This window comes from Nocardia takedensis NBRC 100417, from assembly GCF_000308695.1.
In the GTDB taxonomy this organism is placed as follows: Bacteria; Actinomycetota; Actinomycetes; order Mycobacteriales; family Mycobacteriaceae; genus Nocardia; species Nocardia takedensis.
Window position 1 is genome coordinate 1 of sequence record NZ_BAGG01000228.1, and the last position, 10,860, is coordinate 10,860.

The following is a 10,860-nucleotide window of genomic DNA, read 5'->3' on the forward strand; positions in this document are numbered from 1 at the left end:
ATCCAGGCATTGATCTCCTGGCGGGTCACTTCGCTGCGCGGCGCGATGGCGACACCGTCGACCAGGGCGTCGGAGGCGGGGAGCAAGGTGCCCAGCCACACTGCGACACCCTGGTCGTGGGCGGCGGCGATCAGCTGCTCGTATCCCGCGATCATCGACGCGGCATCCGCATTCGGTGGCATCCCCAGATCATTGATGCCCTCCTGAACCAACACCGCACCGACACCGGATATCGCGAGCGCGTCACGGTCGAACCGCGCCACACCGCTCGCGCCGAGCATCAGCGGCTCACCGCCTGTGAGCAGGCGGTTGCTGCCGATCCCCGCGTTGACCACCGATACCGGGATACCGGCCGCGTCGAGGAATCGGCGGAACTGTCCGATTCGGCACCACTGTCCGACCGGTTCTGCCCCGTACCGACCGGTCGACGCCGAACTCATCGGATTCGTCGTGGCAGTTGACCGAACGCGGCATCGCACGGCCGGATGACGCTCGCGCCGCGACGGCCGGGAACACGACTACGGTCGGGGGATGAACTCGTCTCGCGCGCGCCGCGTCGGCGTCGCATTCGCGACCGCTGTCGTCGTCGCGGCACTCGGAGCCTGCGACAGCGCGGCGAATCCCAGCACCAGCCCGGCACCGGCACTGGGCGCGGTCGACGACCCCGGCCTGCGATTCCAGGACGACCGGGAGCCGGTGCTCGCCCCCGGCACCGAATGTCTGGCCTTCACCCCGCCCGTCCGCCGCGCGGCGGCGCTATCGCCCACCGACGAGGCCACCCCGGTAGTGCCGGGCCACGGCTGCTGGGTGCGCGCCGGCACCGGCGAAACCGTCGGCATACTCACCGCGGGGACGCCTTTCTCCCGGTTCTGGCAGCGCGACTATCCTGTGATCGACCCCGGCGGTATCAGTGCCCTCACCGTCGACAAGGATTCGGCCCGGCTGTTCGAGCGGTTCATCCTTGATGGCAGGTACTACGCGGTTCGCGTCGCAAGCCGGTGGACGGCCGGTCTGGCGGGTACCACCACCAAGACGGCGTGCATGGTGGTGGTCGACACCGGCTCGGCACAGCCGCTGCTGGTCAACCTCACCCGGACCGCGTCACAGCACGACCCGGACGGGGCCACCCTCGCCCAGCAGTGCGCCGCCACGGCCGAAGTAGCCCGCGCGACGCTCGACACCGTCGCCGCCACCGGCGGAAATCACCCGCGCTGATCGCCATCTGTCGCCGCAGACGGTCGGCGCGATCGTCGGGCCGACGATCCGGCCCCGGCCACGACGACATCATGTGCTCACGAGTTGCTCTCCTTCGTATAGGCGGCGATGTAGCCGCGCAGCGCGGTCGTGGTCTCGCGCAGCAGGTCGGGATCACACCGGCGGGGTCGAGCCGGAATGCCTCCTGCAGGGCCGCGTCGGCGATGACGTGGGCCGTGTAGCAGACACGAGTCCGCCGCCGCCTGCCGCACCCTGCTCGATCTCGGCGGGCCTGGTGGCCGCAACCATGGGCGCCGACGGCGTGCTGCTCGCCGCGGGCGACACCCTCACCCACGTCCCCGGCTTCGCCACCGAGGTGGTCGACACCACCGGATGCGGCGACGCCTTCTCCGCGGGCTTCCTGGTCGGCGTGACGACCGGTCGCGAGGTCCGGCAGGCGGCCGTACTCGGTGGCGCGACAGCAGCGCTGGTGGCCGGCGGGCTCGGCACCGACCACGGCGAGTTCGACCTCGCCGCCGCCGACGCGTTCGCGGCGGCGACACCCGCGCTGACGATGTCCCACGCCCTGCCACACATATCACTCCCGGTCCGAGTCGGGTGCGCGCCGGGTGCGTCCGACCGGTTCGGTGGACGCGATCGCCGGAACCCGGCGGTGTATCGCGCATGCCGTCAGCTCCCCTCCGGCATGGTTGCCCGTCGGCGCGGATCGGACACCTGTCGACCGTTCCCGGACAGCGCCACCGCTTCAACTGGACACCTGACCAGTTTCATGGTTACCTGCTGATGCGTGACAGCCGACGGCAGGGTCACGCGGCAAACCTCCAGGATCGACACCACGCGCGGCAACGTCGACCACCGGCAGTCCGACCCACTCGGCAAAGGAATACGTGTGACCCCTCCACAACAGCGCGATACCGGTGTGCGGCGGCGCACAGTCCTCGCGGCCGCAGGCGGTATCGCGGCCGCGACCGTCCTGCCCCACTTCGGCCTGGGTCGCGCCGGAGCCACACCGGACGCGGATGTGATCGTGGTGGGTGGCGGGCTGGCCGGCCTGGTCGCGACCTCGGAGCTGGTCGCGGCCGGACGGCGGGTGCTGCTACTCGACCAGGAACCGGACAGCAGCCTCGGCGGGCAGGCGCACTGGTCACTGGGCGGGCTGTTCTTCGTCGACTCACCGGAACAGCGGCTGGCCGGTGTCAGGGACTCCTACGACCTCGCGCGGTCGGACTGGTTCGCGACCGCGGGCTTCGACCGCGGCATCGACGATCCGCTCGGTGAGGACTACTGGGGTGCCCGCTGGGCCGATGCCTATGTGCAGTTCGCGGCGGGCGAGAAGCAGGCGTGGCTGTCCGGCCTCGGGATGCGCTGGGTACCGATCGTGGGCTGGGCCGAAAGGGGCTGGCAGATCGCGCCGGGCCCCGGCAACTCGGTAGCCCGTTTCCATATGACGCTCGGCACCGGTCCAGGCGTCGTCGAACCGTTCGAGGCACTGGTGCGCCGAGCCGCCGCCGAGGGGAAGATCGCGCTGCGCTTCCGCCACCGGGTGGACGGACTGATCACCACCGGCGGCGCGGTGACTGGCGTACACGGCAGCCTGCTCGAACCGAGCGACGCGGTGCGCGGCACACCGAGCTCACGCACCACGGTCGGGGAATTCGAGCTCAACGCACCCACCGTGATCGTTACCTCGGGTGGCATCGGCGGCAATCACGACCTGGTGCGCGCCAACTGGCCCGCCCGCCTCGGCACCGCACCGGCGCATATGATCACCGGGGTACCGGCCCACGTGGACGGCCGGATGCTGGCCATCAGCGAAGCTGCGGGCGCCCGCCTGGTCAACAGGGACCGGATGTGGCACTACACCGAGGGCTTGACCAACCACTCTCCCATCTGGCCCGGCCACGGCATCCGGGTACTCGCCGCCCCGACGTCGATGTGGTTCGACGCCCGCGGCCACCGGTTCCCGAATCCCGGTATCCCGAGCTACGACACCCTCGGCACACTGGAACTGATCATGGCCTCGGGCTACGACTACTCGTGGTTCGTGCTGAATCAGCGCATCGTGGACAAGGAATTCGTGCTGTCCGGCTCGGAACAGAACCCCGAGCTCACCCGCAAGGATCTCCTCGGCTATCTGGCGAGCCGGGTGGTCAACGACACCCCGCCACCGGTCCGCGCGTTCCTGGACAAGGGCGCGGACTTCGTCATCGCCGATACCGTCGCCGATCTCGTCACCGGCATGAACCGCCTGACGGGCACCGACCTCGTCGATGCCGCTGATCTGCACGCGCAGATCAGCGCACGTGACGCCGAGATCGACAACCCCGGCACCGCCGACCCTCAGATCATCGGCATCCGGAATTCACTGGCCTACCTCGGTGACAGCCTCGCGCGCACCGTACCGATGCACCGCATCCTCGATCCGGCGGCGGGTCCGCTCATCGCCATCCGCATGAACATCCTGACCCGCAAGACCCTCGGCGGCCTGCAGACCGATCTGGGCGGCCGTGTCCTCGATACCTCGGGCCGCCCGATCACCGGCCTGTACGCGGCAGGTGAGGTCGCCGGGTTCGGCGGCGGCGGGGTGCACGGCTATCGGGCGCTCGAGGGCACCTTCCTCGGCGGCTGTCTGTTCTCGGGCAGGCAGGCCGGACGCGCCGTGGCGTCGGAGATCGCCTGATCACCGAGCGCGGCGCCCGCGAAACGACCACGAGCGCGACCGTCCCGATCCGGGGCGCGAGCACGGGACCACGCGGCCACGGCCGCCCGTCACAGGGAGAACCGATGAGCACGCACGACGTCGTAGTGGTGGGCGCCGGACTGGCCGGGCTGGTCGCCGCGACCCGGTTGCGCGCGGCGGGGCTGGATGTGGTGGTACTCGAGGCACGCGACCGGGTGGGGGGTCGCACCCTCGACCACGATCTCGGTGACGGCCAGGTGGTGGAGGCGGGCGGGCAGTTCATCGGCCCCACCCAGGACCGGGTACTGCGCCTGGCCGGCGAACTCGGCGTCGATATCTTCCCCGCGCACACGGTCGGCGACAGCATCTACGTCAAATCCGGGGTGAGCAGGCGCTATTCCGGCGACATTCCGCCCGACCTGCCCGCCCTCCCCGGCCTCGGCCTCACGATGAACCGGATCGACCGCGCCGCCGCGCGCATTCCGGTGGAAACACCGTGGCTGGCTCCCCGCGCCCATCAGCTCGACGGCACGACCTTCGAGAGCTGGCTGCGCGGAACTTCGCTGGGCACCGGTGCGATCGATTTGGTCGAGGCATTCCTCGCCTCGGCGTTCGGCACCACCGCGCGCGAAGCGTCGGCGCTGTTCGCGCTCTGGTACATCTCGACCTTCGGCAACGAGACGCATCCCGGCACGCTGGCCCGCGGCATCGGCGTGGCGGGCGGTGCGCAGGAATCCCGATTCATCGGTGGCGCGCAACAGCTCTCGATCCGGCTGGCCGCCGCACTCGGCGATCGGGTCGTCCTCTCCACCCGGGTCACCACGATCCGCCAGGATGCCCAGCGGGCCAAGGTGCTCAGCGGAAGCCGGACATGGAGCGCCGCCACGGTGATCGTGGCGATTCCCCCGATGCTCGCGAGCAGACTGCACTGGGATCCACCGCTGCCCCCGCATCACCAGGCGCTGTTGCAACGCCTGCCCTTCGGCACCCTGATGAAATGCGAGGCCGTCTACCCCGAACCCTTCTGGCGCGCGGACGGACTCAACGGCAGCGCGGTGTTCCGGGCCGGATCGCCGATCGCCTCGATGTTCGACAACACTCCACCGTCCGGATCGCCGGGTGTGCTGATGGGATTCCTCGGCGGCGCGGCGTGGCGGACCTGGTCGACCCGCAGGCCGGTCGAACGGCGCGGGGCGGTCCTGCGATCGTTCGCAGCCGCGCTCGGACCGCGCGCCCTGCGACCTTCCGCGTACTTCGAACAGGACTGGACCGGGGAACCGTGGTCGCTCGGCGGCCCCACCTCGGTAGCGGCCCCCGGAGTGCTCACCGAACTCGGCCTCTGGCTCGGCCGCCGCTTCGATCGCATTCACTGGGCCGGCGCCGAGGTGTCCCCGTACTGGAACGGTTTCATGGAAGGTGCCGTACGCTCCGGCGAGCGCGCCGCGCTCGACGTACTGGCCGATCGCGCGCCGACCACACACCGATGACGTGCCGCGCGACAACCCGCGTCTTGGGATCTCCCGCATCGAAATCGACACCGACAGAAAGGACAACATGGCGACAGTGGTGACAGTTCGGGAACAGGCGCTGATTCCCGCGAGCGTCGAGCGGGTCTGGGAGGTGGTGTCGGCGACCAACCGCTACGCCGAATGGGCCGACGCCGTCCTCGAGGTGACCGAACACCACGGCACCGCCACCGTGGGCAAGACCTACTCCGAACGCAATGTGACGTTGGGACCGCTCACCACCCGATCCATCTGGACCGTCCAGGAAATCGTTCCTCAGCGTTTGCGGGTGGATACGGGCACCGGCTTCGAACCGATGCGCGACATGATGAATGTCTTCGAGTTCCGGCCGCTGACCGACGTGGACGGCAACCTGCTCACCGAGATGACCTACCAGGTCAGCTATCGCCCCGGACTCGGCGCGGTCGGCCGCCTGATCGACCGTATCCAGAAGCCCGGCCTGCGCTCCGGAATGCGCCGCTCCATGCGGAACCTGTCCGATCTGCTGATCGCCGAATCCGCACCGGGCGAATGAGAAAAAGGGATATCCGTATGTCGCAGCAGGTGGTGTGGATCGTCGGGGATAGGCGAAGCGCTTGCCAAAGAATATTCGCGTCGCGGCGCCTACGTCGTGCTCAGCGCGCGCCGCGCGGCGGAACTGGAGCGTGTCCGCAGCGAATTGGCCGCACCCGAACGTTGCCTCACCGTCGTCTACGACATCACCGACTTCGACGGCGCGGGGCGTGTCGCGGCGACCGTGCTGGAGCAGACCAGCCACGTCGATGTCCTGATCAACAACGCGGGAATCGACTACAAGGACTGGGTGGCCAACACGCCGCTGTCCATCTACCAGAAACTCATCGACGTCGACTACTACGGAAATATCGCCCTGACCCTGGAACTGCTGCCCTCCTTGCGGCCAGGTGCGCAGGTGGTCGCCGTCAGCAGCGTCAACGGACTGCTCAGCGACAAGTGCAGCTCTGCCTACGCCGCCGCCAAACACGCACTGCTCGGGTTCTACGATGCACTGCGAGCCGAACGATCCGACCTGCGAGTATCGGTGATCGCCCCCGGATACATCAAGACCCCGATAACCCTCAATTCGCTCAACGGCCAGCGGCAAGACCTTCGGTGAGTACTCCGAAGCCAGCCTGAAGGGTATGGATGCCGATGTCTTCGCGGGCAAAGCCGTGCGCGCGCTCGAGCGCGGCCGCAGTCTTATCGTGATCGGCGGCCTCTCAGAGCATTTCGCCGTCGCCCTGCACCGGCTGGCACCTCGACTGTTCTACCGGGTCGTACGGCGCATCGAACCCGAATATCAGAACCTGCGCACCTAGCCGATCCGGCGACCGCCGAACCTCCTGACTCGGGCCGTTCGGCCGCGCCCTCGGAACATGCCTCGATTGTCGGCGACATCGGCGGCCGACGACCAACCCCGACGATAGCCGCAAATTAGCTAATAGAGTGGTCGCATGAGCGATAACAACAAAGATGTCGTGGTGATTATCGGTGCCGGCAGTATCGGCGCGGCGATAGCCAGGCGTGTGGGCAGCGGTCGCGCGGATCACCGACGTATCCGACACCGACGCGGTACACGCCACGGCCGAAGCCGCCGCCACCCTCGGCGGTCCGGTCACCCACGTGATCCACACCGCGGGGGTATCGCCGGTGCAGGCCCCGGTGGAACGGGTGCTCCATGTCGACCTGCTCGGCACCGCGCTGGTCCTCGACGCCTTCGCGGAGGTGATCGCACCGGGCGGCGCGGGCATCGTGGTCGCGAGTATGGCCGGACATATGGTCGGAACGTACTCACCCGAGATCGAGCACGCCCTCGCCTACACCCCCGCCGCCGAACTGCCGGCCCTGCCGTTCCCGGCACCCGATGCGGTCGGCGACTCCGGCGCGGCTTACGGCATGTCCAAGCGGGCCAACACCCTGCGTGTCCGAGCCGCCGCCATGACCTGGGGCGCGCGGGGAGCGCGGATCAACTGCCTGAGCCCGGGAATCATCCTGACTCCGCTGGCACGCGACGAGATGACCGGTCCCGGCAGCGAGGGATACCGCGACATGCTCGCCAATGCCCCGACAGGCCGGGTCGGCACCCCCGATGAGGTCGCCGCCGCCGAATTCCTCCTCGGCCCGCGAGCGGGCTTCATCACCGGGTCGGATCTGTTGATGGACGGCGGCGTCGTCGCGACCATCCACGCCGGGGCCATCCGATTCGCGAACCAGGAATAACCGGCGCCGCTCCGTCCCGCTTCCCGGCCGTCCCCCATGGCCGCATGCCCATTTCCGCATGATTCGTTCCGGCTCCCGAGCCGGAACGAACGAAGTCGGGGCCGAAGCGGACGATGTGCCGGGCACCGCCCGACTTCACCCGATCTTCACACCAGGACAGTAGGCACCAGTTAATCTGGTCGCATGTCCAGTTCGATCGGTTGGTTCACCGGCAGCACACGTACGCTCAGGTACGGCCTCGTCGCGATTGTCCTCGCGCTGGCCGGAACTGCTGTCCCCGGGGCGGTCGCTGTAGCCGACCAACCCGAATCCGCGCCGGATACGCCCGCATTCACCGACGCCGCCGAATTCCTGGCCGCCGTCCAGGGCGGCAAGTTGCTCGGAGTCCCACCGCTTCCGGCCGTTGCCGGAGGCTCGGCGGCCAAGTTGTCGTCGCCGCAGTACTGGTCGAACTATGTGCAAGAAGTGCTGACCAACAACAAGATCCTGCTCCCCTTGCCCATCGATGTCGTCAAACCCGATATCGTCCTCCCACACGCGCCGGTCGCTGCGGGCGAGTATGTCTCGGCACTGCCCATCACCCCTGTCGACCTACGTGCGGTGACCTACGAGCGGTCCGGCCGGACGAAAACCGTCGCCGATTTCCTCATCGATACCGAGACCGACACGATCGGATTCGTGCACAACGGCTCGCTCGTCGCCGAATATTTCGCGAACGGCTGGTCGGCTGATCTGGCACATCAGGCATGGTCCACAACCAAGTCCTTCGTCTCGACACTGGTCGGTATCGCTGTCGACCAGGGGCTGATCGGCTCGCTCGGTGATCCCATCGAAACCTACGTTCCAGAACTGAACGGCACCGCGTGGCAGGGCGTGACCATCGAGAACCTGCTGCGAATGCGGTCGGGGGTGCGATGGGACGAGCACGCCGAGGACATCGGACAAAACGACCAATTCCTGCAATGGATCGACCTCGCGCTGGATTACTACAGCAACGGACAACTGGGCAGGAGCCGAAACGAATTCCTGAAGTCACTGCCGCGTATCGAACCCCAGGGAGTGCGGTTCAACTACAACAGCGCCAACACTCAGGTGCTTGCCTGGTTGCTCGAAAGCGTCTATCAGCAGCCTTTCCACGAAGTGCTCTCAGAACAGTTGTGGCGCCCCGTCGGCATGGAGGCGCCGGCCGACATCATGACCGACCGGACAGGCGCCGCAATCGCCTCACAGGCGCTTTTCGCCCGGACTCGCGACCTGGCGCGATTGGGTGAGCTGATGCGCAACAACGGCCGCACTCCCGAAGGTCATCAGGTGGTGTCCCCGAACTGGGTCACCGCCGCGACCACCCGCATGTCGCCCGCCGCCGACGCCGGAGATTCCGTTGTGGGCGGTTACGGCTACCAATGGTGGAACGGAGCCACCCCGGATGGCTTCCAGGCCAGTGGATTTCAGGACCAGTTCATCACGGTCAGCCCGCAGGCTGCCTCACCGGCGTGCGCACCGCCCACACCGTACAGTTCGCTCTCGACGGGAAATTCGGCGGTCAGGGCAACGACGAATGACATGCCCTCTACCGAGCAGTCCACAACCACCTCGGTGGGTGCACTGATCCGGTGGTGACAATCACGTTGCCTGCTATTTTCACCCAGTCGACATCATCGAGGGAGCAGCGAGGTTGACCGAGGGTCGCCTCGCGGCTCAGCCCGGCGCTCCAGACGAATTCTTGCGATTCGCGCGAAGCTCATCCGACATCCGACATCCGACCTCGCGATGCTCGAGCGGACCGTGCACACCAGCCTGCCAGCGGTTTCCGAGGCCCACTTCGCTTGGCTGCGACGCCTCCAACAACTCGACAGCCAGCAGATCATCGACCGGTAACACACCGATCACCTGCTCGGTGGCCGCAACTGCGTTGCAGAACAATAGCTTTCGAGACGCGTCCCGCACGGCTCGGCCGCTTGACGACTCCGGCCGATCGAGAGCTGCTCGGGCGCGACGTTCGGGTACGGAGTCAGGGGGACCGCGCGCAGGAACGCGGCGGTAGCCGCCGCGGCGCGCCCGTGGCTGCCCGACCGGGTCGTGGACCGGCCGAAACAACTCTTCACCCTGCCGATCCGTGCGATGATGCCCGGCCCGGCGCTGTATGACATGGTCGGTAACATCGTGTTGCCGCCGGCGCAGCGCGTCGCTGTTCGACCGCGCCGCTGGCGCCGCCCAGTTCGATGCCGTTCGCACCGTGCAGCCTGCCCGTGCAATTGCCAGCTTGCCAGATCATTTCCACAGGTCGATCCGTGTGGTTAGCGGATGTATACCCCTCCGGACACAAAACCACCGCACGTATGCTCTGGAAACCGTGTCCAGATGGGCGCATGTCTGGGAAACCGGCATGTCACGCAACCGGGCTCGCCGTCGACGTCTACCGCGAACTGGCCCGCACCGAGCCCACTACTACCTACCACCCCAAACTCACTCACGCACTCGACACCCTCGCGACCCGGTTGGCGTTTGCGGGACACCTGCAAGACGCGCTGGCTCCGGCTCGAGAAGCGGTCGAACTCTACCGCGAACTCGCCCGCACCGACCCCACAGCACACCACCCCCAACTCGCCCACGCCTTGCGCACTCTCGCGATCCGGTCGGGACAGGCGGGGTATCTGCGGGAGGCGGTGGCCCCGGCGCGGGAATCGGTCGATCTGCACCGGGAACTAGTCGAAAGCGCCTCGTCTACCTCTCGTTTCTTTCTGGCGCAATCCCTTTGGCTGCTATCGGCGGTTGCGGTGGAGACCGGAAACCTCGCTGATCTGCGGCTCGGTGTGGCCGCCGCGGTCGAGGCGGTGGAGATGCTCGAGCAGTTGGTCGAGGAACTTCCCGGCGCCTATGATCGCACGCTCCAACAGGCGCGTCGATCGAAGGCGCGGGCGTACGAGCAGTTGACGACGGCTCCTAGTGTCGATTCCGACACTCTGGGCGGGCCGCAGGACGCGTAGCGGAAACCCGACTCCGGGCGACTGCATCGAGCACGGTCTCCTGCCGCGCATGTCGTCATCTATCAACGCGCCATCCAGCTTGAATTGACGCGCCCCACACCATCCCGTCGCCGTGCTTGTGTTCGGCCACGACGTCGATCTTCTCGGCATCCGGGCCTCGCAGACGAACCTTGATCACGCCCATCGCTCGGGCGACCAAGCTGACGCGCTACGTGATCGGGTCTGTCCAGTTAAC

At 67.6% G+C, this 10,860-nt stretch carries 11 protein-coding genes; 10 read left to right on the forward strand and 1 reads right to left on the reverse strand.

Features of this window, described 5'->3' with window-relative positions:
- Nucleotides 1–335 (reverse strand): SGNH/GDSL hydrolase family protein (locus ON30_RS28625; RefSeq protein WP_505805203.1); only part of this gene is annotated, 335 nt, incomplete at its 3' end.
- A 196-nt stretch (nucleotides 336–531) separates the two neighbouring features.
- Here ON30_RS28625 and ON30_RS28630 point away from each other — a divergent pair.
- The 10 genes from ON30_RS28630 to ON30_RS28670 all read left to right on the forward strand — a co-directional run bounded on the left by ON30_RS28630 (nucleotide 532) and on the right by ON30_RS28670 (nucleotide 10,625).
- A complete protein-coding gene (locus tag ON30_RS28630; protein WP_040712300.1) occupies nucleotides 532–1,215 on the forward strand; it encodes a hypothetical protein in 684 nt (227 codons plus the stop codon).
- A 274-nt stretch (nucleotides 1,216–1,489) separates the two neighbouring features.
- Entirely contained in the window at nucleotides 1,490–1,999 is a 510-nt protein-coding gene (locus tag ON30_RS28635) for a carbohydrate kinase family protein (RefSeq protein WP_245554262.1), read from the forward strand.
- A gap of 171 nt (nucleotides 2,000–2,170) precedes the next feature.
- Complete coding sequence (locus ON30_RS28640; RefSeq protein ID WP_373282649.1) at nucleotides 2,171–3,895, forward strand: FAD-binding dehydrogenase; 1,725 nt, start codon at nucleotides 2,171–2,173, stop codon at nucleotides 3,893–3,895.
- Between the two features lie 104 nt (nucleotides 3,896–3,999).
- Nucleotides 4,000–5,382: a flavin monoamine oxidase family protein gene (locus ON30_RS28645; protein ID WP_040712305.1), complete on the forward strand. Its 1,383-nt coding sequence runs from the start codon at nucleotides 4,000–4,002 to the stop codon at nucleotides 5,380–5,382.
- Between the two features lie 67 nt (nucleotides 5,383–5,449).
- The gene (locus ON30_RS28650) at nucleotides 5,450–5,935 is read left to right on the forward strand and encodes an SRPBCC family protein (protein WP_040712311.1); all 486 of its coding nucleotides are present in this window, start codon (nucleotides 5,450–5,452) and stop codon (nucleotides 5,933–5,935) included.
- A gap of 48 nt (nucleotides 5,936–5,983) precedes the next feature.
- Nucleotides 5,984–6,535, forward strand: coding sequence for an SDR family NAD(P)-dependent oxidoreductase (locus ON30_RS36980; RefSeq protein ID WP_281004759.1), 552 nt, complete (start codon nucleotides 5,984–5,986; stop codon nucleotides 6,533–6,535).
- Between the two features lie 25 nt (nucleotides 6,536–6,560).
- Nucleotides 6,561–6,737: a hypothetical protein gene (locus ON30_RS39535; protein ID WP_157183890.1), complete on the forward strand. Its 177-nt coding sequence runs from the start codon at nucleotides 6,561–6,563 to the stop codon at nucleotides 6,735–6,737.
- 205 nt (nucleotides 6,738–6,942) lie between these two features.
- Nucleotides 6,943–7,638, forward strand: a complete 696-nt coding sequence (locus ON30_RS28660) for an SDR family oxidoreductase (RefSeq protein ID WP_306307400.1) — start codon at nucleotides 6,943–6,945, stop codon at nucleotides 7,636–7,638.
- Between the two features lie 183 nt (nucleotides 7,639–7,821).
- Nucleotides 7,822–9,258, forward strand: a complete 1,437-nt coding sequence (locus ON30_RS28665) for a serine hydrolase domain-containing protein (RefSeq protein ID WP_040712307.1) — start codon at nucleotides 7,822–7,824, stop codon at nucleotides 9,256–9,258.
- Between the two features lie 749 nt (nucleotides 9,259–10,007).
- Nucleotides 10,008–10,625, forward strand: coding sequence for a tetratricopeptide repeat protein (locus ON30_RS28670; RefSeq protein WP_040712309.1), 618 nt, complete (start codon nucleotides 10,008–10,010; stop codon nucleotides 10,623–10,625).
- The last annotated feature ends 235 nt before the right edge of the window (nucleotides 10,626–10,860 follow it).